The organism is Actinomycetota bacterium, from assembly GCA_041658565.1.
Classification (GTDB): domain Bacteria; phylum Actinomycetota; class AC-67; order AC-67; family AC-67; genus JBAZZY01.
The window spans coordinates 1-26,819 of the sequence record JBAZZY010000032.1 but is presented as its reverse complement, the minus strand read 5'-3'; the positions used below and the strand labels follow the sequence as shown (position 1 = coordinate 26,819).

General features: G+C 64.6%; 29 protein-coding genes and 1 riboswitch. Of the genes, 13 read left to right on the top strand and 16 right to left on the bottom strand.

The annotated features are described in order from the left end of the window. The 3 genes from WDA27_12960 to WDA27_12950 form a co-directional block, all read right to left on the bottom strand. On the bottom strand, positions 1-379 hold a 379-nt coding region (locus WDA27_12960), incomplete at its 3' end, for an LLM class flavin-dependent oxidoreductase (GenBank protein ID MFA5891839.1). 43 nt (positions 380-422) lie between these two features. Then, positions 423-1,202: a cytochrome c biogenesis protein CcdA gene (locus WDA27_12955; protein ID MFA5891838.1), complete on the bottom strand. Its 780-nt coding sequence runs from the start codon at positions 1,200-1,202 to the stop codon at positions 423-425. Continuing rightward, positions 1,199-1,357: a hypothetical protein gene (locus tag WDA27_12950; GenBank protein ID MFA5891837.1), complete on the bottom strand. Its 159-nt coding sequence runs from the start codon at positions 1,355-1,357 to the stop codon at positions 1,199-1,201. The genes WDA27_12955 and WDA27_12950 overlap by 4 nt, the downstream gene beginning before the upstream one ends. A gap of 311 nt (positions 1,358-1,668) precedes the next feature. On the opposite strand from WDA27_12950, the gene WDA27_12945 reads away from it, so the two are divergent. From WDA27_12945 to WDA27_12915, 7 genes are read left to right on the top strand one after another with little or no spacing between them, the layout of a single operon-like run. Beyond that, positions 1,669-2,091, top strand: a complete 423-nt coding sequence (locus WDA27_12945) for a hypothetical protein (GenBank protein ID MFA5891836.1) — start codon at positions 1,669-1,671, stop codon at positions 2,089-2,091. Continuing rightward, a complete protein-coding gene (locus WDA27_12940) occupies positions 2,088-2,444 on the top strand; it encodes a 4Fe-4S binding protein (GenBank protein ID MFA5891835.1) in 357 nt (118 codons plus the stop codon). The genes WDA27_12945 and WDA27_12940 overlap by 4 nt, the downstream gene beginning before the upstream one ends. Positions 2,445-2,459: 15 nt before the next feature. After that, positions 2,460-3,245: a selenite/tellurite reduction operon b-type cytochrome ExtP gene (extP, locus tag WDA27_12935; GenBank protein MFA5891834.1), complete on the top strand. Its 786-nt coding sequence runs from the start codon at positions 2,460-2,462 to the stop codon at positions 3,243-3,245. A 13-nt stretch (positions 3,246-3,258) separates the two neighbouring features. Beyond that, complete coding sequence (locus WDA27_12930) at positions 3,259-4,077, top strand: menaquinol-cytochrome c reductase cytochrome b subunit (protein ID MFA5891833.1); 819 nt, start codon at positions 3,259-3,261, stop codon at positions 4,075-4,077. 6 nt (positions 4,078-4,083) lie between these two features. Further along, positions 4,084-4,821 carry a Rieske 2Fe-2S domain-containing protein gene (locus tag WDA27_12925; protein ID MFA5891832.1) on the top strand — a complete coding sequence of 246 codons (738 nt, stop codon included), beginning with the start codon at positions 4,084-4,086 and terminating at the stop codon, positions 4,819-4,821. A 19-nt stretch (positions 4,822-4,840) separates the two neighbouring features. Next, entirely contained in the window at positions 4,841-5,713 is an 873-nt protein-coding gene (locus tag WDA27_12920) for a c-type cytochrome (protein ID MFA5891831.1), read from the top strand. 2 nt (positions 5,714-5,715) lie between these two features. After that, complete coding sequence (locus tag WDA27_12915) at positions 5,716-6,486, top strand: hypothetical protein (protein ID MFA5891830.1); 771 nt, start codon at positions 5,716-5,718, stop codon at positions 6,484-6,486. Here WDA27_12915 and hemL read toward each other — a convergent pair. The 10 genes from hemL to WDA27_12865 all read right to left on the bottom strand — a co-directional run bounded on the left by hemL (position 6,483) and on the right by WDA27_12865 (position 17,133). Then, positions 6,483-7,766 carry a glutamate-1-semialdehyde 2,1-aminomutase gene (gene hemL / locus WDA27_12910; GenBank protein ID MFA5891829.1) on the bottom strand — a complete coding sequence of 428 codons (1,284 nt, stop codon included), beginning with the start codon at positions 7,764-7,766 and terminating at the stop codon, positions 6,483-6,485. The two genes, WDA27_12915 and hemL, sit on opposite strands and share 4 nt — an antisense overlap. A 21-nt stretch (positions 7,767-7,787) precedes the next feature. Then, positions 7,788-8,771 carry a porphobilinogen synthase gene (gene hemB / locus WDA27_12905; protein MFA5891828.1) on the bottom strand — a complete coding sequence of 328 codons (984 nt, stop codon included), beginning with the start codon at positions 8,769-8,771 and terminating at the stop codon, positions 7,788-7,790. Positions 8,772-8,778: 7 nt separating this feature from the next. Continuing rightward, entirely contained in the window at positions 8,779-10,356 is a 1,578-nt protein-coding gene (gene cobA, locus WDA27_12900) for a uroporphyrinogen-III C-methyltransferase (GenBank protein MFA5891827.1), read from the bottom strand. Next, entirely contained in the window at positions 10,356-11,270 is a 915-nt protein-coding gene (gene hemC / locus WDA27_12895) for a hydroxymethylbilane synthase (protein MFA5891826.1), read from the bottom strand. Before hemC ends, cobA begins: the two co-directional genes overlap by 1 nt. After that, the gene (hemA, locus tag WDA27_12890) at positions 11,270-12,538 is read right to left on the bottom strand and encodes a glutamyl-tRNA reductase (GenBank protein ID MFA5891825.1); all 1,269 of its coding nucleotides are present in this window, start codon (positions 12,536-12,538) and stop codon (positions 11,270-11,272) included. Before hemA ends, hemC begins: the two co-directional genes overlap by 1 nt. Positions 12,539-12,557: 19 nt before the next feature. After that, the gene (locus tag WDA27_12885) at positions 12,558-13,274 is read right to left on the bottom strand and encodes a redox-sensing transcriptional repressor Rex (protein ID MFA5891824.1); all 717 of its coding nucleotides are present in this window, start codon (positions 13,272-13,274) and stop codon (positions 12,558-12,560) included. 84 nt (positions 13,275-13,358) lie between these two features. Continuing rightward, positions 13,359-13,565: a glutaredoxin family protein gene (locus WDA27_12880; GenBank protein MFA5891823.1), complete on the bottom strand. Its 207-nt coding sequence runs from the start codon at positions 13,563-13,565 to the stop codon at positions 13,359-13,361. Continuing rightward, complete coding sequence (locus WDA27_12875) at positions 13,562-14,272, bottom strand: hypothetical protein (protein ID MFA5891822.1); 711 nt, start codon at positions 14,270-14,272, stop codon at positions 13,562-13,564. The genes WDA27_12880 and WDA27_12875 overlap by 4 nt, the downstream gene beginning before the upstream one ends. Before the next feature lie 21 nt (positions 14,273-14,293). Continuing rightward, positions 14,294-15,814, bottom strand: a complete 1,521-nt coding sequence (locus tag WDA27_12870) for a long-chain fatty acid--CoA ligase (protein ID MFA5891821.1) — start codon at positions 15,812-15,814, stop codon at positions 14,294-14,296. Next, positions 15,811-17,133: an FAD-dependent oxidoreductase gene (locus WDA27_12865; GenBank protein MFA5891820.1), complete on the bottom strand. Its 1,323-nt coding sequence runs from the start codon at positions 17,131-17,133 to the stop codon at positions 15,811-15,813. The genes WDA27_12870 and WDA27_12865 overlap by 4 nt, the downstream gene beginning before the upstream one ends. 173 nt (positions 17,134-17,306) lie before the next feature. Further along, a riboswitch (cyclic di-GMP riboswitch) is annotated at positions 17,307-17,383 on the top strand. Positions 17,384-17,477: 94 nt separating this feature from the next. Here WDA27_12865 and WDA27_12860 point away from each other — a divergent pair. From WDA27_12860 to WDA27_12835, 6 genes are all read left to right on the top strand, one after another. Beyond that, a complete protein-coding gene (locus tag WDA27_12860) occupies positions 17,478-18,104 on the top strand; it encodes a CAP domain-containing protein (protein ID MFA5891819.1) in 627 nt (208 codons plus the stop codon). Between the two features lie 120 nt (positions 18,105-18,224). Then, entirely contained in the window at positions 18,225-19,025 is an 801-nt protein-coding gene (locus WDA27_12855; protein MFA5891818.1) for a sugar phosphate isomerase/epimerase, read from the top strand. 108 nt (positions 19,026-19,133) lie between these two features. Then, a complete protein-coding gene (locus tag WDA27_12850; protein ID MFA5891817.1) occupies positions 19,134-19,511 on the top strand; it encodes a response regulator transcription factor in 378 nt (125 codons plus the stop codon). A gap of 598 nt (positions 19,512-20,109) precedes the next feature. Further along, the gene (locus WDA27_12845) at positions 20,110-20,715 is read left to right on the top strand and encodes a sigma-70 family RNA polymerase sigma factor (GenBank protein MFA5891816.1); all 606 of its coding nucleotides are present in this window, start codon (positions 20,110-20,112) and stop codon (positions 20,713-20,715) included. 80 nt (positions 20,716-20,795) lie between these two features. Further along, the gene (locus WDA27_12840) at positions 20,796-22,073 is read left to right on the top strand and encodes a DUF5667 domain-containing protein (GenBank protein ID MFA5891815.1); all 1,278 of its coding nucleotides are present in this window, start codon (positions 20,796-20,798) and stop codon (positions 22,071-22,073) included. Positions 22,074-22,366: 293 nt separating this feature from the next. Further along, positions 22,367-24,028 carry a hypothetical protein gene (locus WDA27_12835; GenBank protein MFA5891814.1) on the top strand — a complete coding sequence of 554 codons (1,662 nt, stop codon included), beginning with the start codon at positions 22,367-22,369 and terminating at the stop codon, positions 24,026-24,028. A gap of 58 nt (positions 24,029-24,086) precedes the next feature. Here WDA27_12835 and WDA27_12830 read toward each other — a convergent pair whose 3' ends face one another. The 3 genes from WDA27_12830 to WDA27_12820 all read right to left on the bottom strand — a co-directional run. Next, positions 24,087-25,091 carry a lysophospholipid acyltransferase family protein gene (locus tag WDA27_12830; protein ID MFA5891813.1) on the bottom strand — a complete coding sequence of 335 codons (1,005 nt, stop codon included), beginning with the start codon at positions 25,089-25,091 and terminating at the stop codon, positions 24,087-24,089. Next, positions 25,091-26,149: an NAD-dependent epimerase/dehydratase family protein gene (locus WDA27_12825; GenBank protein MFA5891812.1), complete on the bottom strand. Its 1,059-nt coding sequence runs from the start codon at positions 26,147-26,149 to the stop codon at positions 25,091-25,093. Before WDA27_12825 ends, WDA27_12830 begins: the two co-directional genes overlap by 1 nt. Positions 26,150-26,201: 52 nt before the next feature. Next, positions 26,202-26,819 (bottom strand): SAM-dependent chlorinase/fluorinase (locus WDA27_12820; GenBank protein MFA5891811.1); only part of this gene is annotated, 618 nt, incomplete at its 5' end.

Below are 26,819 nucleotides of genomic sequence, written 5' to 3'. Positions count from 1 at the left end.
GGCCGCGCTGCTCTGCGCCGAACATCCGGTACTCCTCCGGCACCCATCCGAGGCCGAGCCCCAGCCGGAGCCGGCCACCCGACAGCGCATCTACGACGGCGGCATCCTCTGCAAGGCGAAGCGGGTGGTGAAACGGCGCCAGCATGACGGCAGTTCCGAGCTTGATCCGGGTCGTACGCGCAGCTACGGAAGCAAGAAACGGCAGCAGCGACGGCACGTATCCGTCAGACGCCCCGTGATGCTCGGCCAGCCACACCGAGTCGAAGTCCGCGCGCTCGGCAAGCTCAATCAGCTCGAGCACGTCGGCGTAAACCTCCGCGTGCGCGCGCAAGTCCCAGGGCGGGACCTGCAACGTGAACTGGCCGATTCCGAACTTCATGTCGGCGCCACTTTACGCCGACAACCGCACCGTCGGCCCGGCCCTAGATCGGCGGCTGGAAAGTATTGATCAGACGGCGCAATGGAGCCATGACGTCGGCCCACCGATTGGTGACGAGCAGGACGCCAATAATCAGCATGAACGACCCGCCGACGATCTGAAGCCCGCGCATCCGCTTGTGCAGCCACCCCGATGCCGACGCAGCGCGACGAAGCCCGAGTCCCGCCAGCACGAACCACATCCCGAATCCCATGGAGAACGAGAACAGCAAGAGCGCCGCCTTCACCGCGGAACCCTCGGCAACCCCGAGAGTCAAGATCACGCTCAGGCCGGGACCCACGCACGGCGTCCACCCCGCCGCGAAAGCCAGCCCAAGCGGATAGGCGCCGGCAAGTCCGGGCTTTGCCCGAGAAAGAAACGGCCGGCGCTCTCTCTCCATGAACGGCATCAGGCTGGGAATCAGAAACGCGAGACCCATGATGATGACAATGCCGCCGGCGATGCGATCGATGATCGTTAAGTTCTGAAGCAGAAAGCCCCCCACGAGACTGGCGGCGGCGCCCAGCGCGGTGAACATCGTGGCGAACCCGAGCACGAACAGCGACGTCCCGGCGAGCACGCGCCGCCTCGCGGCGCGTGCGTCCATCTCCTCACCGGTGAGTCCGGAGACATACGACAGATACCCCGGGACCAGCGGAAGGATGCAAGGGGTAAAAAACGACACGATCCCAACGAAGAAGGCGACCGGAACACCCGCGGGTCCAAGGAGCGCGCCCTCGACCCCCTTGGAAGCGACGGCGAGAACTGCGAGCAGGGGCATCATCGAATCTCCTCATCCAAGATCATGTTGAGTACGTCTTCACCGCTCAGGGAGCACGCAACGACCGCGCCATGGTTGTACAACGAGGGATGGGTCACGTTGCACTCGTCGAGGAAGACAAGTGCCGCCGATCTCCGATCACGGATATCAACTCCCACGAACTACACCCCGAGTTCCGCGCGACGACACCGTCGCGAGCAGGATGAATGACCTGCGGTTTCGCATAGAGCGACTGTAGCAACGCCCCCGACAGGGCGCCGACCCCCGGTGGGCGATGGACTTGGCGTTCCTTCACAACCTGGCGCGAAACCGCATCCTTGCGTCGTCTCGGGCGGATGGAGATAATCGGGGCATCGGACCGAGTCTCCAGCGCAGTCGCCCGGAACGGACAAGATGTTACGAATCGAATTACATAATTCCGAGGCAAGACGTATACTCCCCGGCACGACGCGAGGAAGGTGCAGGAACCGTGAACGCCACGTTCGATCCTGTGGACCCGAAACTGCTCTTGTTCGAAGTGGCTTGGGTCGCCCTGTCGGCAGGTCTGTTCTTCGCTGCAATGCGCTCCCGGAGCGAGTGGGTTAAGGCGACACTCGCCGGACTGGCGATCTCCATTCTTGGCATCCGGCTGCTCGCCGTCCTGCCCAGTTGGTGGCTCTACTTTGCCGACGGTCGCCTGGGCTGGGGCGGTCAGGGCTGCACCGCGATCAACCCGGCCACGTCCGAAGGCCTTTCGTGCCTTAAGCAGAGCGCGAAAGACCTGGTCGTCGTGGTGCAGAACGGGATCGTGCTCGCGGGATTCGGAGCAGCGTTTGTGATCTACCAGCGCCGCCTTCCGAAGCAACTTCGCTCCGGCGAGAGCAAAGCCGAGTCCACGGGCGGCTACAAATGAGCGCGGAATCGAACAAGCCTCAGTTCTACGACGCCTACGACCTGAAGGTCGTGGATCCGAACTGGCTGCAGGAACGCGTGCGCCCGAAGCGGCATATTGGTCTGGACGCCGACCTGTGCATCCTGTGCCGCGCCTGCGAGGACGTCTGCCCATGGGACTGCATCTACATGCTGTCGGGCGACATCGTGGCGTCGGCCGACACGGCAGCGATCAAGGATGCGGCGGGTAACGCCGCCGCCGTCTTCGTGATCGACGACACCGAATGCACGCGATGTGGAATCTGCGTTGAGCGCTGCCCCTCGGATGCGCTCTTCTACATCACCGTTGGGGACAGGGCCAAGAGCGGGCGTTAGCCGGAGGGCGAAGACGTGGCGAAGACGGATAAGGGACTGCTCGGGGAGAAGTTGGACCTCCTCCGCAACAAGACCCAAGAGTCCCAGGTCTGGAAATCGATCTTCCGACCGGGCTCTTTCCTGCGGAAGGGCTACCGGGATACGTCTCGCGACCGCGCACTGGCCACGATGAACAACGTGCTGTACCACCTTCACCCGGTGAAGGTGCGTCGGCACGGAATAAAACTCACCTACACGTTCTGCTTGGGCGGACTGTCCTTCTTCCTGTTCACCTTGCTCACTATTACCGGCATCTACCTCATGTTCTTCTACCGGCCCGCCGTTGACCTGACATCGGCACCGGTCTACCAAGACATGCAGGACTTGTCACAAGCGATTGCCTTCGGCCAGTTCGTTCGCAACATGCACCGGTGGGCAGCGCACCTGATGGTCCTCACCGTATTCCTGCACATGGCGCGAGTGTTCTACCACGGCGCCTACAAGCCGCCGCGCGAGTTCAACTGGGTGATCGGCATCAACCTGCTGCAGATCACGCTGTTGCTGTCGTTCACCGGCTACCTGCTCCCCTGGGACCAGCTCGCCATCTGGGCGGTCACCGTCGGGACCAACATGATGGGATACACGCCGGTGTTCGGAAGACAGGTCAAGTTCGTGCTTGTCGGAGGACTCGAAGTTGGACCACCGACGTTGATTCGATGGTACGTGCTGCACGTGCTCGCCTTGCCGTTTGTCGCATTACTGCTGATGGCCGTGCACTTCTGGCGCATCCGCAAAGACGGCGGGATCAGCGGGCCGCTGTAGGGGGGACGCGGGAATGGCGGATCACGAAGAAATCGGCATCGATCAAGAGACATTCAACAAGGCGCTTGCCGAAGGCAAGTCCGAACGGGTGGCGCGCGCGCTCGCCAAGTCCGCATTCGTACGCAAGACACGTGAACCGGCGACGGTCGGAACGAAGAAGGAACCCGCTCCCTCCGACGCAGAAGCTTCCGCCGTCCCCACGACAGCGACAGCGGAAGTCGAATCCGCAGCCGGAAGCGCGGAGCGACTGACGGCCGAGCAGCGCGCCGCGCGGGTCGCCGCGGCTACCGGACGCTCGGCAACCGGAAACGGCGGCGGCGGACGTGGAACCGGCGCCGGCGAGACGCACCGAATGTTGGCGGTCGTCGCCCCGGAAGGCATCCAGCGCACGATCAAGCGCCAGGACGACAAGGTGAACGTGTGGCCGCACTTGTTGCTGATGGAGTTCCTCGCGCTGCTCGTCATGATGCTGTTCATCGTCGCCTTCTCAACTTTCAAGGACGCGCCATTCCGCGAGCTGGCAAACCCAAGCCTGACGCCGAACCCATCGAAGGCTCCCTGGTACTTCCTCGGCCTGCAGGAGTTGCTGCGGTACTTCCACCCCATGGTGGCCGGGGTAACGATTCCCGGCATTGGGCTCATCGTGATGATGGCGCTGCCCTACCTCGACAAGAACCCCAGCGTGAAGCCGGAGCGTCGCAAGCTGGCAATCATTTTGTTCACGACGTTCATGATGTTTTGGGCCGTGCTCGTCATCCTCGGCGTCTTGTTCCGCGGCCCCGGCTACAACTTCATCTTCCCCTGGCAAACGGGCGTCTACTTCGATCTGTAGGTGATCATGCGAACATTGGGCGCTACAGGAGCACAGTGGGTCATCATCGGCCTGGCCGGCGCAATTGCCGTTGCAGGATTCGGACTGATGGCGATCAACGTCGCGGGGCTGTTCCGCTCGTCGGGAACATCCACCGGAGGTCCGAGGAAACCGTTTCTCGGCCGGCCCAGGCAAATGACCCGGCGGGCGTTCTTCCGAAAGGCGCTGGGAGCGGCCTTCGGATTCGCCATGTTCGAAGGGTTCGGACTTGGAAGCCTCGCCTTCCTGTGGCCAAGCCTGTCGGGAGGCTTCGGCGGCGAGATCACACTGGCGATGAGCGCCGACGACATCAAGGCACAGATTCGATCCACAAAGCTGCCCTTTTACTACGCTCCAGGTCGCTTCTATCTCGTCGAATACGACCCAGCGCAAGACGTCGACGGCATCTACACGTCGAAAGGACTCGTCGCAGACGGCTTGATGGCTCTGTATCAGCGATGCGTGCACCTGGGGTGTCGCGTTCCGTTCTGTCAGGCGTCGCAGTGGTTCGAGTGCCCATGCCACGGATCCAAGTACAACCGCGCCGGCGAGTACCAGCAAGGCCCGGCTCCCCGAGGACTCGACCGCTTCCCGATCAAGGCCGAGGGCTCCTCGCTGAAGGTCAACACCGGCATCATCGAGACGGGGCCATCCCGCGGGACCAACACAACCGGGCAGAATCCCGAAGGACCGTTCTGCGTAACGCCGGCCGGGAGCCACCATTGACGACGCACAGGGGGGACTTGTGATTCCGTTCGCCATAGATGCTCAGGCCGGCACCGCCCTGGTCGTGATTGGAGGGCTGGCGATCTTCGGGCTGTTGCTGCTGGCGAGTTCCTGGAACCAACCCGGCCGACGGCGAACTGCGAAAGTCCCGTGGGGAGCGCGACCCGGCCCGTCAGACGAGGAACTCGAGCACCGAGTCCTGCTGAACTACCTCGTGTGGTCCTTCTTCGCGGCCCTGATCATCGCCCTGTGGATCCCCGCCTACTGGCTCCGCGAGCCCAAACGCATGGCCGAGAAACGCACTGCGATCGCAAACGCCGGCATCGAGGAAGGCAAGGCGTCGTTCGTCAGTTTGTGCGCCCAGTGCCATGGACCGGACGCTGGAGGCGGAATTCGCCAAGTCCTCATCAGGGGCGTCGCACACGACTACGCGGTACCTCCGCTCAAGTACGCCTACTCGCGCTACCTCCAGGCCGGGCGCCGCCAAGACGAGATCACGCAGTTGTTGTCCGACACGATCAACCACGGACGCCCCGGAACGCCGATGCCCACGTGGGCGCTGGCCTTCGGAGGCCCACTGAACAGCCATCAGGTCTCCAACATCGTGGCTTACCTGCAGAGCATTCAAGAGGACTTCCCGAAAGAACCAGGCACCGATGGCGCTCAGATCTTCTCTTCGAACTGTGCAGTCTGTCACGGAACCAACGGCGAGGGTGGCGTTGGACCCAACCTCCGCGTTGCCCTGCAGCGCATGACTCCGGAAGATCTAAAGACCACAATTCGCAAGGGACGGGTCAACGTCGAGCGCCCGTCGATGCCCTCGTGGGCCGCGCTCGGTGACGGCGCGGTAGAAGCGCTCGTCCGGTTCATCGAGAGCATTCAGGAGAAGTAGCCATGGCAGCCCTGGGGTATTTCGCGCCGATCGCATGCGACGGGTGCTTCGTCGGCTTCCCGGCCGTGCTCTCGCTGGTCATCGCGGTAGTCGTGCTGGTCGGGAGCATCTACATCCTTCTCGCGTCAAACCTCGGCACGCGCCTGGGTTACCTAGTACTGATGGTGTCGCTGGGGATTTGGATGATCATCCTGTCGTCCTTGTGGCTGTTCGGGGCTCCGGGAACGACGACGGCGACGGGGCCACGCGGTCGCGAGCCGGCGTGGATTCCGTTCACGCCGACGAGCCAAATCGCCCAAGAGGACTTCGCAGAACAGGTCGCGCTTTTCCCCGGCGGATGGGATGCAGTCGGCGGGACCTACCCTGGGAAGATCGCTTCCGGAGGCGAGTTCGAGAACGTTCGGTCTGTTGTCGAAACATCGCTCGCCCGGCTCGGCGCAGCGCAGGGAACGAAAGCGAAGACTCCTCAAGATTGGGCTTTTCGCGCACAAGGCGTGCCGCCCGCATCGCCCGACCAATCAGCCCTCCCTGCCGCCAAGGTTCGCTACCTCCAATCGGGAAACACATTGCTGTTCGGAGCCGTGATCCCGGCGACGGACACTCACCCACAAACGACGGTGTTCGCCTACCGCAACAAGGGGCTCGTCTTCCTGTACGCGGCGTACTTCCTAATCGTCTCCGTCATTGTGTTCGCGGCGCACCTGTGGCTGTTGGCGCGGTTCGAGCGCGCGCAGAAGCGGGAGGAAGCCGAAGGGCATCCGGCGTTCGCCTAACCGCGCGACTCCAGGATTGCCTCTTCGATCGCGACTGCCGTCCGATCGATGTCTGCCGGAGTGTGCGCCGCCGACACAAACCAGGCTTCGAACGCACCCGGTGCGAGATTGATGCCGCGCGCCAACATCGCGTGGAAGAAGCGCGCATAGGCGGCCGCGTCCTGACGGCCGGCCACGTCATAGTCGGTCACCGGCTCCCCCAGGAAGAACGCCGAGAAAACCGACCCTTCGCGATTCACGGTGACCGGCACGCCGGCTCCAATCGACGCCTCCGCAATCGCCTCACACAATAAGGTCGCGGTGCGCTCGAGTCGCTCGTACGGCGGATCGGCAACGAGCGCGTCAAGCACCGCCAACCCGGCCGCCATCGCCAGTGGGTTCCCACTGAGCGTGCCGGCCTGGTACACAGGCCCGTCGGGCGCGAGCTGGTCCATTACGCGCGCCGGCCCACCGAACGCACCGACCGGCAACCCTCCGCCGATGATCTTGCCGAGACACGTCAGGTCCGGAGTAATGCCATATCGCTGCTGCGCGCCGCCGAGCCCCAGCCGGAACCCGGTGATCACCTCGTCGAAGATCAGCAACGCACCGGCACCGGAGCAGCGCGCGCGCAAGGCCTGCAAAAACCCGAGATCGGCCGGCACGACCCCCATGTTCGCGGCAAGCGGTTCAATGATGACGCCGGCGATTTGCTCGCCCATCTCAGCAAAAGCCGCGTCCGCGGCCCCCTGGTCGTTGTAGGGCAAGACGATCGTGTCGGCGGTCGCACCTTCGGTGACTCCGGGAGTACCGGGAATGCCGAGCGTCGCCAAGCCGGATCCGGCGCGCGCCAGCATGGCGTCCGAATGTCCGTGGTAGCAGCCGGCGAACTTCACGATCTTCGGTCGCCCCGTAACGGCGCGCGCCAGTCGCACGGCGCTCATCACGGCCTCCGTGCCCGAGGACACCATGCGCACCTTCTCGATCCCGGGCACGAGCCCCGCGATGCGCTCCGCCAGGAGAACTTCCGCTTCGGTGGGCGCGCCGTAGGACGAGCCCAGCGCCACCGCGTTGCGAACGGTCTCCACGATGCGCGGATCCGCGTGCCCAAGAATGATCGCGCCGTAGCTCATCACGTAGTCAAGCAACTCGGCGCCGTCGACATCAAAGAGGCGCGCGCCGCAGGCGCGCGCGATGACCCGGGGCGTCCCACCCACAGCACCGAACGCGCGCACCGGGGAATTCACGCCGCCGGGGATCACGGCGCGCGCGCGCGCAAACAGGTTCTCGGATTCACTCATCGTTTTGCCCCTCCGTCGGTTCTACGACTCACGCAACGCGGCGGCCGCGTCCTTCGCGAAGTACGTGAGAATGAAGTCGGCACCGGCGCGCTTGATTGCCGTCAGCGACTCAAACATCGCAGCACGCTCGTCCAGCCATCCTGCCGCGGCGGCGGCCTTGATCATCGAGTACTCGCCGCTGACGTTGTAAGCCGCAACCGGAACCTCAACCGCCTCGCGTAGCGCGCGCACGATGTCCAGATAGGGCAATCCGGGCTTGACCATCACCGCATCGGCGCCTTCGGCGACGTCCAACTCGGCTTCGCGCACCGCTTCGGCCGCGTTGCCTGCGTCCATCTGGTAAGCGGCGCGATTCCCGAACTTCGGCGCACATTCCGCGGCTTCACGGAACGGTCCGTAGAAGGCACTGGCGTACTTCGCGGCATAGGCAAGCACTGCGGTGTCAACGAACCCCGCACCGTCGAGCGCGCCGCGAATCGCCGCCACCTGTCCGTCCATCATGCCGCTCGGCGCCACGACGTCGGCACCTGCCTCGGCCTGCGCGCGGGCCGCCGACGCATAGCGCTCCAGCGTTGCGTCGTTGTCCACGCGGCCCCCTGAGACGACGCCGCAATGCCCGTGGTCGGTGTACTCGCATAGGCACAGATCGGCCATCAGCACGAGGTCGTCACCGAGGTCGACCCGCAGCGCACGGAGCGCGCGCTGCACGATGCCGTCCGCAGCATCCGCGCCGGACCCGGCGGCGTCCTTCGCCGACGGGATCCCGAAAAGGATCACAGCGGGGATGCCGAGCGCGACCATCTCTCCGGCTTCCTTGCGCAGCGACTCGACCGTGTGCTGAACCTGCCCGGGCATCGCGCCGATCGGCTCAGGATCGGCAATGCCCTCCTTCACGAACAGCGGAGCAACGAGATCGTCAATACCGAGTTGCGTTCGACGAACCATGCGTCGGAGCGTCGGTGTTCGTCGCAGCCGCCGCATGCGTACGATCGGGAACTCAGCCATCACGCTCCTATCGCTTGGGCGCGGGGCGGGCGGGGCGCTTGGAGGGCGCGGTCCTTCGACCTTTCGGCGCCTTCTTCCCCGCGACATCCAAGACCGCCGCAGCGAGACCCGGAATCGTGTGCGGCGACGCTACCGCCGAGACACGCAGTCCGGCCGCGCGCGCAGCCTTCGCGGTCACCGGCCCGATACAAACGATCTTCGTGGTGCGCGGAGGCGCCTGCTTGAGAAGACGCATAAATGCAGCAACGGTTCCGCCGCTGGCGAAGGTGATCACGCCGATGTCGCCGCCGAGCACCGCGCGTCGGATTTCCGGGGCAATCCGCGATCCGCCGGCCAGCCGGTACACGGTCGCCTTGTCCACGGTCCAGCCCTTGGAAACGAGCGCTTCATCCAGGCCGGGCTCGACCTTGTCGGCGCGCGCCAGCAGCACGCGACCGCTCCCCTTCGGGAACTCAGCGCCGACCGCCTCGGTCGTAAACGTCGAAGGAACCAGATCAGCCGCGATCCCCATCGATGAGAGCGCCTCGGCGGTCGCCGGCCCCACCGCGCACACGCGCGCGCCCGCAAATGCGCGCGCGTCGAGCCCCGCCTCACGAAGCCGCCCGGCAAACAAACGCACGCCGTTCACGCTGGTGAAGACGACCCACGCGTACCCGCCATCGGCGAGTCGACGAACTGCACGGTCCACCGGCGCCCAAGAGCGCGGCGGCTCGATACTGATAGCAGGAGCCTCGACGACGTCGGCGCCAAGTTCCTGAAGGATTCGAGACAAGTCGGAGGCCTGCTCGCGAGTCCGGGTGACCAACACGCGCGCGCCCGACAGCGGCCGTTGGTCGCGTCCACCCAGAACATCGCGCAGGCGAACAACATCTCCGACGATCGTGATTGCCGGAGCGTGGATCCCCGCGCGCTTCGCGACGCCGGCGATCTTGGACAGCGGCGCCGTGACCGTCCGCTGAGAAGGAAGCGTCGCCTCCTGAATCACCGCGGCGGGAGTCTCTCCGCTCTTCCCTGCCGCCATCAATGCCTCAGCAACGGCCGGAAGGCGCTCGACGCCCATCAACAAGACCGCCGTGTCGGCGGCTGCGACCGCGTTCCAGTTCAGACGTGACCCGGCCTTGCCCGGGGCCTCGTGCGCAGTGGCGATCACGAGCGATGCGGCAGCATCGCGATGCGTGACCGGAATCCCGGCCGCACCCGGCCCTGCGATCGCCGATGTAACGCCCGGCACTACCTCAAACGGCACCCCAGCGGCAACCAACAACTCCGCCTCTTCGCCGCCGCGGCCAAACACGAACGGATCTCCGCCCTTCAACCGAACAACGGTCTTTCCTTCCCGCGCCTTGTCCAGCAGGATCTGCCCGATCTGGTCCTGCGTCTTGACGTGTCGCCCGGCCTGCTTGCCGACGTAAATCTGCTCGGCGCCGGGACGCACGTGCGCCATCAACGCCGACGATCCAAGCCGGTCGTAGACCACGACCTCGGCACCGCGCAGAAGTGCGAGTCCGCGAACCGTAATTAACCCCGGATCGCCCGGACCCGCGCCGACCAGTGCGACCGAACCAACAGGCTTCCGGGCCGCCATCAGCGAACCTCCGCGATGATCTCGTCCGCACCGCGCGCGCGCAATCGCTCGGCCAACTCCAGACCGGTCTTCTCCGGATCCACGCCCTCGACCTGGTCGGTGATGATGCGCTTTCCATCCAAGGAGCCGACCAGACCCCGCAGCCGAATCCGCTCCGGAGTCGTCTCTGCGAGGGCGGCCAGCGGGACGTTACAGTCCCCACCAAGCGCAATCATGAACGCGCGCTCTGCCTCCAATGCCCGGCGAGACGCTGGGTCTTCAAGCTGCGCGAGCGCCGCTTTCATCATCTTGTCGTTCGCACGACACTGCACCGCAAGCGCACCCTGACCCGGCGCGGGAAGCATCACGTCGATCGAGAGAACCTCGACGACGCGGTCCGCCCGCCCCATTCGCTTGAGACCGGCCAGCGCAACGATCAGCGCATGCGCCTCTCCGTTGGACAACTTGCGCAGCCGCGTGTCGACGTTGCCACGCATCGGAACCGGAACGAATCCCCTTCCGAGCGCGAGGATCTGCGTGCGACGACGCAGCGACGCCGTCCCGATCGTAGAGCCCGACTGCAGCGACGCGAGGCCTCCGCCGGAGCGCGTCAGCAATGCGTCGCGGGGGTCCTCACGCTTGGGAACGCACCCCAGCAAGACACCCGGGGCAGACGCTGCAGGCAAGTCCTTCGCGCTGTGAACCGCAAGGTCGATCTTCCCGGACGCGAGGGCCTCCTCGATCTCGGTGACGAACAGCCCCTTGCCTCCGAGCGGCGCGAGATCTCCTTCGAGTTGGTCTCCTTTGGTCGTCATCGGGACCAACTCGAAGTTGCGATGAGTGATCACCGACCCAACCGCGCGACGCACGGTTTCGGCCTGGGCCAAGGCGAGCGCACTTCCGCGAGTTCCGACCCTGAGGACACTTCGGGGCATCAGTCGTTCCCTCCATCCAGCGCGTGAAGCGTCCGCAGGGCGCGCGCCAGCAACTCACCCTCAGACGTCCCGGCTCGAGCCTTCAGCTCGGTGACCGGGTGATGCAACAGCTTCGCCACAATCGAGCGAGTCAGCGCCTCGATCGCATCACGTTCCCGCGGCCCCAGGTCCCCCAACACCCGCTCCGCCCGGCGAATCTCGCCGACCCGAATGCGCTCCGCTTTACCATGCAGCGCGGAGAGCAGCGGGGCAAGCGCGTGCGTGCGCTGCCATGCGGAGAACTTCTCAACCTCTTCGCCGATGATCGCCCGAACACGCTCAATCTCCAGCAGTTGTCCCCCTTCGGGCGCAACGGCTTCGCGAACGTCGTCCATATCGGCGAGCGTCGCGCCGGCGATCATCGCAACCGTCGGCTCGATGTCGCGGGGCACCGCGAGATCCAACAAGACCATGGGACGCGCCGGGCGCGCGGCCATGGCGGCCGCTACCGCCTCATGGGTCACGAGCGCATGCGGACTGCCCGTCGACGCGATGACGAGATCCGCCTCAACCAGGACCTTCGCTATCCCTTCAAGACCGACGGCGCGCCCCCCGATGCGCCCGGCCACCGCCCGGGCATGCTCGACCGTGCGGTTCGCCACAATGACCGTCATGCCTTCCTTCGCCAGGGACATCGCAGCGAGATCGCCCATCTCGCCGGCCCCAATGACGAGCACCGTCCGTCCCGACAGCCCTCCGAGCGTCTTGGTTGCCATCGAGGCAGCCGCGTGCGCCAGCGTCGACGTGCTGCGTTCGATATCGGTCTCGGCGCGCGCCCTGCGACCGACGCTTATGGCTCTGCGAAACAGCGCCGACAGCGTCGTGCCCACAGAGCCGTGCTCATCCGCCGCGCCAAAGGCCCGCCGCACTTGAGCAAGGATCTGCGGCTCTCCAAGAACCATCGAATCCACGCCGGCGGCAACTCCGAACAGATGACCCACGGCATCCTCACCGTAAAGCGAGTACAGACGATCCGCGAACCCTTCCAAAGGGACGTCGTGGTAGGTCGATAGAAAGCGGCGCAAGGCCGAAAGCCCAGCATGGAACCCAGTGACGGTCGCGTAGACCTCCGTGCGGTTGCACGTCGACAGGATGGCCACCTCTCGCACCCCCTCGTGCGAGGCGGCGGCGGGCAATGCCGTAGGCAATTCAGCATGAGCGAACGCGAACCGCTCGAGGAGGTCAACCGGCGCACCCCGATAGTTGAGTCCGACGACGAGGACCGACATTGGGTGCGATGCTCCGTTCTTATGGGCGAGTGCTCTTGGAGGCGCTGGCCGTAAGTCGCCCTCCGCGAAGCACGCCCTCGAGTGCAGCTTTCCTTTGTTCGTAGAAGCTGAGAATCTGCAACTCGATCGAAAGGTCCACCTTGCGAAGCGACACTTCCTCGGGAACCTGCAGCACCGTTGGCGCGAAATTCAGAATGCTCTTCACGCCGGACGCCACCAAGCGATCGGCCGCTCCTTGGGCCGCCGAACCCGTCGTCGTGACGATGCCGATCGAGGCGCGCCGCTCCTTGACGATCCGCTCAACCTCATCGAAGTCCTCGATCAACAGATCGTCGACGTAAGTGCCGATCTTGACCGGGTCCACATCCAGAAGCGCTACTACTCGGAATCCGCGCGACCCAAATCCGCGATAGTTGGCCAGCGCGCGCCCGAGGTTACCGATCCCAACAATGACACAGTTCCAGTCCTGCGTAAGACCAAGTTCTCGGCTGATTTGGTAGATCAGGTACTCAACGTCGTATCCGACACCACGGGTCCCATACGATCCCAGATAGGACAGGTCCTTGCGTACCTTCGCGGAGTTCACCCCGGCCGCCGTCGCAAGCCCCTCGCTCGAGACGGTCGTCGTGCCGCGCTCGGTCATCTCCACCAGGCTGCGCAAGTACAGCGGGAGACGCGCCACAGTCGCTTCCGGAATCGCACGCTCTTTCACGTTCTCATCGCCCCTGAGGAGAATCCTCTCGTCGATTGTAGGCACTTGTGAGTGCAATCACAAACGAACCACCGCATGGAAACTCGGACAAAACCGCTGGTCACACGGCTACAGCCGCAACGCCCGACGAACGGCTCGCTCAGAGACCCGCCCTTCAGTGACGATGCGACCATCTATCTCCACAACCGGCACCCGCTCGTCGAAGCGCGAATCGTAGGCAACGTCGTAGTCGTGACCCAGCGCGTCCAGCATCTGTTTGGCGTCTTCGCACAGACAGCAACTCGGCTTCGAAAACAGCACGACCCGATGGCTCACGTCGGCGATTCCCCCGGCGAATCGACCCGGAACCGAGGCGGCCGACTCGCGTACACAAAGCCCGCGGACATCACGACAACCCCGAGGATCAGCGACACCGAGAACGGGCCACCGCGCGCCAGTCGGGCCAACGCGGTGCTGCCGACGGCCACAATGCTCACCCCGAGGGCGATCAGCAGGTTTCCCCGAACCCGGTCGGGCGCGGGGATCATGCCTCGCCGGGGGCGAGAGGTAAGGATCGCCAGAGCGACGACCACGACATACGCCGCCAGCGAATAGACATCGGCGAGCGTGCGCAGGGAGGGGTCCGCTTCCCAGGCAACGCGCCCGCGCGGAATGTCCAAGACGCCGGACACGGCCGGATTCACAGTCGCCGCGGCGACCTTGAAGACCGCGAAGCCGGTCCCAACCACCACCGCGACACCACTCAGAAGCGTCCAGAATCGCTTCCCGAGCAACGCAATGCTGCCGAAGGCGAGCCAGGGGACACTCAACAAAGCGCCGAAGAGCCAGTAGATGCGAAACAGGGTCGGGTCCCAGCCGCTCGAAGTTCCCGCGGCGACCGCGACGGACGCCGCGGAGTACTGCAAGAGCGCGATGCCCCACGCAGTTTGCGGCGTCCTCCGATGAACGGCCGGCCGCCGCCGAAAGAGCAAGACGCCGAATGCCGCCGAGAAGACCGCTGCGACTATGGGAAGAACGACCACGTGCCGATCCCCTTTCTCCGCCTACCGGGAATCCGCCTCGCCCCGCAGCGCCCGCCGGAGCACCTTGCCCGTCTGAGTGTGCGGAAGCTCGTCCACGAACTCGACGACCTGTGGGCACTTGAAGCGAGCGATCGACCGCCGGCAGAACTCGATGATCTCCTCCTCGGTCGCATGCTCACCCGGCCGAAGCACGAGGAGCGCCTTGACGGCCTCCCCTGTGTACGGGTGCGCGATTCCGATGGCGGCGGCCTCGGCGATCTTTGGATGCCGCAGAAGCGCATCCTCGACCTCGCGCGGGTAGACGTTGAATCCCGACACGATGATCAGGTCCTTCTTGCGATCCACGAGGAACAGATAGCCATCTTCGTCCTCGTACGCGACATCGCCGGTGTGGAACCAGCCGCCACGCATCGCGGCTTCGGTCTCCTCCTGCAGCCCCCAGTAGCCCCGAAAGACGTTAGGTCCCCGCACAACGATCTCGCCGGGATCGCCTTCCTCCACATCGTCGCCGTCTTCGTCGACGAGCCGGAGTTCGACACCCGGCAACGCCTTGCCGATCGACCCCGGCTTGGCGACCTCCCCCATAGCGTTGGACGTCACCCCCGGAGCCGTCTCCGTGAGCCCGTACGCCTCCCAGATCGTGATCGAAAGGCGCCGGTGGAACTCCTCCAGGACCGGCCCCGGCAACGGCGCGGCGCCCGAGACCGCCACGCGCACCGACGACAGATCCCTGTGCTCAATCCCGGGAGTGTTCAACCACGCGACGAACATCGGTGGCGCACCGAACAAGGCGGTAACCCGATGGCGCTCGACGGCATCAAGACTTCCGACGGCGTCGAACCGCTCGAGCAAGACCGCCGTCGCGCCGACCTGCAGAGTGAGACCAAGGATGACGTTCAAGGCGTAGATGTGGAACATCGGCAGCGCCAGCAGGGAAACATCATCCTCAGTCAAGGCCAGCATCGAGACCTTGCCCATCTGGTCGAAGTTCGCGGCAAGGTTGCCGTGAGTGAGCATGGCCCCCTTCGGCTTCCCGGTGGTGCCGCTGGTGTACGCGAGACACGCCAGGTCATCGTCCGAGATCCGTACGTCCGGAACGTTGCCGCCGCAGCCACTCATCTGTTCCCACGTCATCGTCCCTACGCTCGCCGTTCCCCCGACGACGACGACATGCTCGAGCATCGGGACCGCGTGCACCAACCCTTCAACCGCCGCAATGAAAGGCTCGGCAACGACGGCCGCGCGCGCGCCCGCGTCGGAAACGATGAAGCTCACTTCGTCCGGCGTATACATCGTATTGAGCGGGATCATGACACCGCCCGCGCGCAGGATCCCAAGGTACGAGTAAACGAAATGCGGAATGTTGTTCACCATGACCGCGACGCGATCGCCCTTACGAACCCCGAGCGCAGCAAACCCGGCGGCGGCCGCATCGATCTCGCGATCGACGTCGACGTAGGTGATCGGGCGGTCCTGGTAGATCAGTGCAGGCTTCGTTGGGTTACGCGCCGCCCCCTGTCGAACGATGTCGGCGATGTTCATCCGATGAACGCGCCCCGCTCCCTCAACACGCGCTGCACCTCCTCCACATCCACGCCACGCGCGGCGACCTTCCGGCGCGCGGCCGTTGCGGCCGCGACTCCCGCCGCTTCTCCCTGAGCCATCGCCGGGGCGATCACCCGCGTCGAGGCGAGCGCCTCATGTGTCGCCGACAAACATCGACCGGCGACCAGCAAGTTGTCGATGCCGCGAGCAACCAGCGCCCGATACGGAACCTGGTAGTACGCGCCGCGTTCGAGCCAGACGTACTCGGTTCCCTTGCCCTTGGTGTGAAACTCCTGCGGCCACGCCCCCGCCGCCACCGCGTCGTCAAAACGGGCGGCACCCGAAACGTCCTCTCCCGTCATGACGTACTCACCCGTGACGCGCCGCGACTCGCGAACCCCGAGTTGCGTCGGAGTATCGGCGAAGTACGCACCGGCGAATCCCGGCATGTTGGCGATGAGGAATCGACCCGCCTTCTCAGCCTCCGCGCGCCCCGCGATCTCCGCGGCAGTGGCCTCCAGGGGGTCCGTAATGTCCGGGGGGCGTCCGTCGACGGCGATCCGCGTCATCGCGCCGTACACCTCCCCGGGGCGGAGCGTCGGCAGGATCGCGCCGCCGGCCCGCGACAGATTCCATTCGGGTTCCTGACCTATCGTCGCGATGAGTTCGTTGAGTCGCTCCATCCCTGCGCCGTACGCGGCGGCTACGTCGACGTTTTGCATCAGGAACTGCATTGAGGGGAACTGGCGCGCGCCCGGAGGTCCCGTCTCCACTCCACATCCCGCGTGGAACGCGAGGTCCGCGTCGCCCGAGGCATCCACGAATACAGAGCCCGTCACCGCTAGAGGACCGCGCTTCGACCCGATGATGACGGCGTCGATCTGTTGTCCACGCCGCACGACTCCGGTCACCGTGCTGTGCAACAACGGCCTGAGGTTCGGCTCCGACGTGACGAGACGATCCGCTAAGAACTTGAACGCCCACGGGACATACAAAAACACCGCAGTCTCACGAAACGGAACCGGACCAAACCCGAGGCCCGTCGCCGCGATCTCGTCGGCCCAACGCGCGGCAAGCCCTCCACACACGCGCTCGAATCCTTCGTCGGTATTGCGATACAAGCCGCAAATAGTTCCGATCCACGCGGCAGTAGCGTTTCCCCCGAAGAACCCATACCTCTCGATGAGGACTGTACGCGCACCGAGTTGCGAAGAAGCAAGGGCCGCAGCGAGCCCGGCAGGGCCTCCTCCGACGACCACAACGTCCGCTTCGAGAAGAACGGGTGCCTCTGCTTCCGGTATTCGAACCGACGCCACGAAGCCTCCTTTGCACCGACGCCGGAAGTCTAGACGTTCCTTCGCACCTTTCGCCCCGGAACGTGCCCGGAAAGTTGCCGCGACCAGCCCCTAGATGGCCCGAAAGGGTCAAGTCATTTTCTTACGGTCCCGATAACACGTACGAGGAAAAGTGCCTGAACACAGGCCAGACTCCGCGACAAGGGCAAACTCGCCGAGAGGCGAGGACGCAAAGCCACGGGACCAGCGATTGGTAAGCCGGGCTGCCGACAGGAGCCGACGGACGCACGCAGACCCGTCGACCCACGGCACAAGTGCCGCAGACGACGGGCTTTGGTTCGGGTCCATGCATCAGGGGGCCTGGGATGAAGTTTCTGCGAGCGATGCTGCCCGTCGCGTTGGCCGCAACAACACTCCTGTCGAGCGGAACCGCACTCGCGTCGTCGACCGACGAAGCGGGGTTCGTGACGAAGATCAACACTGCGCGACGCGCGTCCGGTTTGCGCGCGCTGACCGCTAAGAGTGATCTCGCCGCGGTCGCACGCCGGCACAGCGCCGACATGGCCAAGGCCGGGACGATCTCCCACAACAAGTCGCTCATGAGCGAGGTGCGTGGCTGGCGGGAGATCGGCGAGAACGTAGGCATGGGACCCGATGTCGAGACCTTGCACGAAGCCTTCATGTCATCGTCCAGCCACCGCGCCAACATCCTGGGAGCGTCGTACAACGAGGTCGGCATCGGCGTCGCGATCGCCGACGACGGAACCATGTTCGTCACCGAGGTCTTCGCGCGCAGGGAAGCCTCGAAGACCATTCGCCGGACAGCGTCGCCGGCGCGACGTACCACTCCGGTTGCGCAGCCCCACCACGCATCGCCCTCGCGACAGACAGCAGCCGCCAGGCAGCCCAAGCCCGCATCCCCAGCGCCGCCGGCGCCGCCGGCGCGAACGGTTCACATGCTCGTCCAAATGATGGGGCTCGACGCGAACTGATCGCAACCGCTATCGACTCCGCGCCCCGGTGCAACGCCCCGGGGCGTGCGCGTTCTCCGAAATGAACCCCAAGACACGTGCTGCGCGCGCCCGTAGAATGCGCCCAAGGAGAGCAACCCTATGAAGCAACCGCGACTTCTGTGCTCAACGGGACCTTTCTACATGTTGCCGCTCGGGCAGGTATTCGAGGTCATCTCCAAGGCAGGCTTCGACGGCACCGAAGTGATGGTTACGAGCGAATCCACAAGCCAGGATCCGGTCGCCCTCTCCGCGCTCGCGGGTGATTTCGGAGTAGAAGTCGCCGCCATCCACGCGCCGTTCCTCTTGCTCACGCGCACGGTGTTTGGCACCGACCCCCTCGAGAAGATCAAGCGATCGACGGTGCTGGCGCAGGAGTCGGGCGCCAAGTTGGTCGTCGTGCACCCCGCCTACCGATGGCAACCGGCGTACAACCAGTGGCTCGAACGCGACCTCGCGTCATTCGTCGAGGCGGAAGAGGTAACCGTCGCGGTCGAAAACATGTTCCCCGTCTGGGTGCGCGGACGCGGATTGACCTTCCACCGATCACTCGGAATCGAAGACATGAAGAAGTTCTCCAACATCACGTTGGACACGAGCCACCTCGCCGTCAGCGGCATCGATGTGATCCGCGCCTTCGAGGAGTTGTCCGACCGCATCGCGCACATCCACCTGTCGAACAACCTCGGAAACGGTCGGGACACGCACTCCCCGCTCACCCAAGGCGTCCTGCCGATCGGTGCGCTGCTCGACCGGATTGCGGCATCGGGGTTCGATGGGACTATCACTCTGGAGATGGACGTGCGAGAGTGGGCGTCGAAGCCCGCACAACTTGCGGCCGTGCTAAGAGACCAACGGGAGTTCTGCGCCGAGCGGTTGCGGGCGAACGCCGCAACCGCGTGAGATTCAAGGGAAGTCGGATATGTGTCGAAACCGCCAAGGCAAGGCCGGACCCCACGCGCGGGGGTCCACGTGAATCCGCCGGGACGCGCATCGAAAGAGCGAAAGCCCGTGACAATCAAAGTCCTGATCGTCGATGACACCGATCACGTCCGCGAGATGCTGGCGCAGATGCTCATGCTCGACGGGTTCGACGTCGTAGGTAAGGCCGGCGGCGCCGAAGAGGGCATCGAGTTGGCGCGCACAAAGACCCCCGACATCGTAATCATGGACTACAAGATGCCGGAGATGGACGGAGTTACTGCGACCAAGCGCATCCGGATGCACTCGCCCACAATCCCGGTAATCCTGTACACCGCATACTTAGACCAGGACCTCGAGCGCAAGGCTGCGGACGCCGGCGTCAGCGCCTGCATCGGCAAGATCGAGGGCCTCGCATCTCTTGAACGCGAGATCTCGGCGCTGTGCCTCGAGTTGGCCGAACACTAGCGGCCGAACATCCCACAACTTCGAAGGGCGAGCACTGGAGTGCTCGCCCTTCAATGTCGATGATCGCCGCTTCGGAAGCCTGATCACCCTCTGTCTTCAAGAGGCTCACGCAGTTGCCAGATCCTTCATCCCTCGCCCCGCTGGGGCTTCATGCCTCGGACCACAACACTTTGATTCGGCGTGACTCCTCACCATTCTCTCGGCGAGTTCCTCAGTCGGTATAACTACGCCGAGACGAAGAAGTTACCTGCGGGAGCGATTCCCTCGCGACCGAATGTACGCGAAGTACCGAATTCCCTCGCCCGCCAAGGAGATCCGTAACGTCTCGAGTCATATGCGAGCACCCCCGCGCCGGCGGCCGTGCTCGCCTTTACCCGGCAGATCGTCACCAATATCCTGAACATCATCGACAACCCCCTCCCGGCGGAAGGACAGAGAGTTCCATGCGGAAAGGCACGGCACTGCTCCTTACCGTCATCCTGGCGGCGCTTGTTGTCAGCGTCGTGATTCAACTCTTCGTCAAACGGTGAAAACCTCACACGGACCGGGTGCGCGAGATCAACCGAACCTCTCCTCGGGCCGATACCTCACTGGGAACATGGCAATCACCCAAGCACACGCCGAACTAACGCCCTCCGAGGGCCCCGCCGGTGACGACGACGTCGTTGCCGTAGTCGACCGCGCCCGCGAGGGCGACCCAGAGGCGTTCGCCGACCTCTACGATCGTTACGTCGATCGCGTCTATCGGTTCGTCCTGTACCGCGTGTCGGGCGACGTCGCTCTTGCCGAGGACATCACGTCCGAAGTCTTCGTTCGCGCACTCCGCAAGATCAAGGGATTCACGTGGCAGGGACGCGACATCGGCGCGTGGCTGGTCACGATCGCCCGCAACTTAGTGCTCGACCACTTCAAGTCCGGGCGCTTCCGCCTGGAGGTTGTGGGCCCCGACCCCGGAGAGGGATCACGCGAAGGCGTGGTCGATCCTGAGGACCAGGCGCTATCACGCGTCTCCCAAGCCGATCTTTACCGCGCCATCCAGCAGTTGGGGACCGAACAGCAGGAAGTCATCTACTGGCGCTTCCTGCAGGGATACTCCGTCGCCGAGACCGCAGCGGCCATGGACAAGACCGACGGCGCCATCAAGGCGCTGCAGTACCGAGCGGTCAAGGCCCTCTACAAGCTGGTGGTCGTGGACGATGGCTAGTCAGTTCGAATCACCCGAAAAACCACCCGTCGGACTCTCGTCACCAAACCGGACGTTGCTTCGTTGTCCGGGGTAAGACCATGAGGAGACGACTGCGCGCCGACGACGCCTTCCAGCAAGCCCTGGAGGGGCGCACTGACTCGGACGCACCTTCGGACTTCGATTCGCTGGTGAAGCTGGTCTCGGCGATGTCGCCGACATCGCTCCCACAGCCGAGCCCGAGGTTCCGGGCGCGGCTTCGCAGCGAATTGCTCGCAGCCGCGTCCCGCGAGGAAGACGCATTCGCCGCGCTGCTGGAAGGCGCCCCCGAGCCCGTTCGTCCAGAGCTGGCGCCGCTGGTCCGAGTCGCTCACTCGCTCACAGCCTCAGCACCGGCGCCGGTCGAACCTGCACCCGCGTTCCGCTTTCAGCTCCGCCAGACCTTGGTAGCAATGGCCGCGCCGCGGCGTTCGGTTGGCGCGCGCACAGCCGACTGGGGCACCTCGTTAAACCAGCGCATGCGCCGGAGTCTGCGCACCGTCATGGCTGCCGGCCTATCGGCCGCAATGCTCGCCGGCAGCGGAGCCGCGGTTGCAGCCTCCTCGAGTTCGCTACCAGGAGACGCCCTGTACGGAGTCAAGCGCGCGCGGGAATCCGCGCAGCTCACGGTTTCGCGCGGCGCCGACAGGGGTTTCAAGCTGCTCGGACTCGCAAGGGTCCGGTTGCAGGAGGTATCCGAACTCGCAGACCGCGGCTCGACTCAACAGGATCTCTACACCGCGCCCCTCGGCGACATGGACGACGTCACGATCGAAGGCGTGTCGATCCTCGTCACAGCCGTCCGTCACGGCGCTCCAATAGCGACACTGGAGAAGGTCACCCACTTCGCCCGAGCGCAAGCGCAAGACTTGTCGGCGCTGATCGAGCGCATCCCCCCCGGCGCGCGCCCCTCAGCCCGGGACTCCCTCGCCCTCGCAGAACGAGTCGCCGAGCGCGCGCAAGCTGTGCTGGACGGGTGTCCTTGCGCCGCCGACCCTCTCCCGGACCGAACCTTGGGCACGCCGGCAGCCGACGGCGGGATCGGATGCGACTGCTCCATCGAACCCTCAAGGCCCGCATCGAACTCCCCCAGCACGGAACCTTCGGGCGACACGGAACCTACCCAGAAGCCGCCCCCCACCCGTCCTGCCTCACCACCGGACGACAGTGGATTGCTCCCCGAGGTGCCCGGGACTTCCGCGGACGACGACGCAAATGACCTGATCGACAACCTCTTCGACGACCTAGGAATCGGCTCGCCTACGCCGCTGCCAAGCGTCCTACCAAGCGTCCTGCCAACGCTCTTGCCCTCAACTCCGCTTCCGGTTCTCCCGATCTGATCGCCCACCGGCGAACGGCCGCGGATCCGGGCCGAATCAGCAGGTAGATGGATGCAAGGGCCCTCTGTCAGCCGGATATCCCCTTTGTTCCAAACGCGGGGTACAAAACCACAAAAAAAAGTGTCATACTGCTCGTTACTCGTTCTCCTCCTCGCTCGTTTAGTCGTGTGAGGAGATCGGGCCCAGGTCCATCACGAGGGATGTTCCCGTTTGTCTTAGAGGTATTACGGGGCCATCACTCGAATTATCGGACTCTGGAGCCAACCATCGAGGCTCAGCAGGAGGGCCACGAGATGAGCAAGAACCACATCTTTGGTCGTGCGGCGATCGTGACAATGCTCGCGCTCGCAGTTACGGCGCTCACCGGTGGAGGGGCCTTCGGCGCCGGCGTCGAAGCCAAGCCCCTCGCAGCAGAGGCGAACGCGCAAGCTGTGCGTATTCGTCTTACGCTTCCGTCCACCGACGCCCTGAAGGCGGCGCTGGGCAAACTCGGCGTGGACGCATCTTCGTTCCCGATCGACCGCCCGGCAATCACGTTCGACCAGGTCGTGTCGCTGAACCACGGTCAGATCTCCCCGAAGGAATCCTCCGGGTACGCGACCGTGCTGGCGACGAGCCTCTCGGGCCTAGAGCCTTCGGTCGACAAGACCCTCAGCGACACGCTGACCAAGTCGGTCTCGAGCCGCTGCGCGGGCACTACGTGCACCGGCGGTGATTCCGTCGCCGCTCTCAGCCTCCCGCTCGCGGGCGCGGATCACAACCTCGGCCTGATCGAGTTGGCAGGGGCATCCTCCGCAACCAAGCCTGGCGACACGCAGAACACCACCGACCTCGTTCGCGTCCGGCTGGACCTCGGCTCGCTCATCGGCGCCGGCGGCGAACTTGCGGCAGTTGGAGAAGGACTCGCGGCGCTCACGACGGCGGTCAATGAACAGATCCTGCCTGTCATCAACCCCATCATCGCCCAGGTCGAAGGCAGCGTGCCCGAGGTTACCGACATCATCCAGCTCGGCACGCTCAAGCCCCTGCCCGACCCGACCAAGGTCAGCCTGCTCGACCTGACGGTCCTCGGCGGAAACGCCAATATCGCAACGAGCACGGTTAAGGGACAGGATGTAGTTCGCTCGCTGTCGGAGTCCAAGATCGTGGATCTCGGCATCTTCGGCGACTGGATCTCGATCGGTTCCGTGCTTGCGCGGGCAGAGGCGTACGGGAGCAAGAGCCTGTTCCCGAAAGTCAAGAATGTTAAGGCTGCAGAGGTCGCAGGCAACTCGGTTGTCACCGCCTCCCTGCGTAACCAGCAGGGGACAGACCTGGCGAAGTTGATCAACGACCTTCCGCTGTACGCACAGTCCAGCATGAAGATCAGCGACATGCACATCGGCGGCCTGATCGGTGTCAACGGAACCGAGTTGCTCAACTACGCCGGGCTTGCCCCGATCGTCCAGCAACTGGGAACGGAAGTTCCGGCGGGTCTGGAAGCCGGCCTCAACGACCTCGTGGCGACGGCGACGCTGCTCGACAAGATCGCCGGCGTCAAGATCGAGCGGATCAAGGGCGGCGACCTCGTCACGCGCGCGCACAACTCCGAATTGGAAGCCGCCATCGCCAAGACCGATAGCGGAGACATCTCCTCGGTGCTGGCGGCCGTGGGAGTCGGCTACGGTGCAAGCGCCCAGTCCGACACCCTGCGCATCACAGTCGAACCGAAGATCCCGCTGCTGCAGAACGCCAAGACGGTCCCGGGCTCAAACGTCCCGCAGCTCGACGATGCGGACTTCGTGAGCACCGGCATCTCGCTGCAGGTGGACCTGCCGACCGCATACTCCGCCGTGGGCCAGGGCGTCCTCGTCCAGGGCTTCAACGCGGTAACCGGCGTCGGCACTCCGATCTTCGCGGCGTTCCTGCTGCTGGGTGCGGCGCTGCTCGTGCGGCGGTTCGTTCTCAGTCGATAACCGAAGCGCAACGTAAAAGGCGGCCGATCGGCCGCCTTTTACGTTGCGCCGCAGCGCCTCAGGCGAAGACGCCTCGTCGCGACATCAAGGTGCGATAGAGCGACTGCTGAATCGACTCGCGGACCTGATCAGTCAAGTTGAACACGAACATCGGGTCACTCGCGGCCGCGGCCGTCAAACCCTCGGTCTCGATCGGCTCCCCGAACACCATGGTCCACTTAGACGGCAGCGGGATCAGCCCAAGCGGGCCGAGCAAGGGGAATGTCGGCGTCACCGGGAAATACGGGAACCCGAGCAAGCGAGCCAAAGGCTTCACGTTATGCAGCAACGGGTAGATCTCCTCGGCTCCGACGATGGCTACCGGGACGATCGGAGCCCCCGTCTTCAGCGCGACCTCAACGAACCCCCCGCGCCCAAACCGCTGCAGCTTGTAGCGATCGCGAAATAGCTTGCCGACGCCCTTGTAGCCCTCAGGAAATACGCCGACCAACTCGCCGCCCTTCAGTAAGCGCGTCGCGTCCTCGTTGCAGGCCAGTGTATTTCCACTCTTGCGGGCCAACTGCCCGACGAACGGCAACCGGAAAGGAAAGTCGGCAGCGAGCAGCCTGCAGTGCCTCCCCGTCGCATCAAAAACGCCGAGGCGCATCATCAGTGCGTCCAGCGGGAGCGTCCCCGAGTGGTTCGCCACCAGCAGCGCGGGTCCCGCAGTCGGGATGTTCTCAACTCCGCGCTGCTCGATGCGCCACCACCGCTCGTACAGCGGTCGCAACATCGGCATGAGAACGTTCTCGGTCAGATCCCGATCGAATCCGAAATCGTCGATGGGGTAGTCGCCGGTTAGCCTGCGGCGGAGAAACGCCAAAACGCGCTCGAGATCCGCCTCGAAGGCGGAGGGCTCGGCGGAAGCCGTGACCTCCTCGTGCCGCGCGCAGTACCCGGACGGACGCGCGCGGTTCCGGCACAGGCGCCCTTCGGTAGTTCTCGCGCCGCAACGACCGGCGGCCGACGCCGGACCGCGCTCGGCGCGATGGCGCTCCATCCTGATCACTTCAGCGTCACCCATCAATTCCCCTCCAAGGCCTGCACGCGACTCTGGCGTCGCCGGCGCGCGAGGAACGCATACAGCTCCCTCTCCCACTGCTCAGCCTGCAGCTCTGAGAAGACCTTTGGGAGCTTGCGAGTTGCGAGAAAGTCGCGCACGGCTTCCTTCGTCGTGAACTTCGGCGTGTACCCGAACTGTGTCTTCAAACGCTCGGTGTCCCCCACTCTGCCGTAGAGGAGGAACCCGATCTGCTCCGGGGAGAAGTCGACAAGTCCCGTTCGCCGCACAAGCGAGGATGTCACGCCAAAAAAAGGAGTCATGATAGGTGCGGGAACCTTGCCGCCCATGCGGATCAGTTGCGACAAGTACACGACTCCATCGCCGGCGGCATTGAAGGTCCCCGGGTGGTCCTCTCGAACCGCCCGATACAGGACCTCCACCGCGTCGTCTTCATGAATCAACTGCATGCGCGGGTCGTATCCAAAAGCGGTCGGAACGATCGGCAACGAAAGGTACCTCGTAAGCGGAGTCTGAATCCTCGGACCAATGAAGTTCGCGAAGCGCAGTAGCGTGAGCGCCACATCAGGGCGACGCCGCCCGAAGCTGCGCGCGTAGTTCTCGACTTCCCAGGCGTCTTTGGCGTAGCCGGTCTTGGGCTGCGACTGCGGCCCCATGTCTTCGGTGAACACGGCCGGGTCGGTAGGTTCACTGCCGTAGACGGTTGTGGTGGACTTCATGACGACCTTGCGAAGCTTCTCGGCCTTCTGGCATGCGGCCAACAACTGCATCGTGCCGATGACGTTGATCTCTTTCATCTGCGCGCGCCCGCCGGCACCTCCGGGCGTCGCGATCACCGCCGCATGCACGACCGTGTCCACCTCGGTCGCCTGCAGCACCTTCACGATGAGCGGGTTGCGGATGTCGGCCCGCACGAACTCCGTTCGGTTCAGTTCGTGACTCGGGGGATCGAAGTCGACGCCGTAGATATCTCCAACGTCAGGGTCTTGCTCCAGGCGTTGGGCGAGACGTCCGCCCAGGTGACGTGAGATACCGGTGATCAAGACCCGCTGTTTTGCCACAGGACTGCCTCCACGACGACCATCGCCAGGATATGCGCGACCGGTAAGGGGTTCAACCAACGGGAGGAGCCCATGCGGGGGGCGCCGGCGTCGCGTCGACCTGCACTCGCGCGACGATGACCGCGTCGCCGCGTCGAGCCTCCAGCGTGTCCCGGGCATTCCCGCGATTAATCGCAAGCCCGATCCACCTGTGAGAATCCTCTACGAGCACCAGTCTCCCGTGCGCCACGTCGGAGAACGCCTGGCCGTATAGCGCGTTGAACGTGCGTCCGCCGATCCTCACTTCGACCGCGTCCCCCAGCATGATGCCGATCCCCTCGAGGTCGAACTGGTGGACGTTGAGTTGGAGGTTCCCAAAGTGATCGATCTGCGCGACCCGCGAATGAATGTGATCGTCGTCCACGCGAGCCATCGGCGTTTCGAGCACAACGACCTGATCCAGCGGAATCGCACGCCCGACATCTGCGAGCGGCATCCCCAGCGCCAGACGCGCGGCGACCGGAGCAAAGATGTCCCGGCCGTGAAACGTCCGGCTGCGCCCCGACAAGAACAGATCCTCGTTCTCGATGACAAAAGCTTCGGTCAGACCACCGAGCACGGTGGCCGCGGGCCACAGCAGACCGTTGTCGGGCCCGACCAAAAGCGGTCCGGCCTCGGTCGCCAGCGCAAC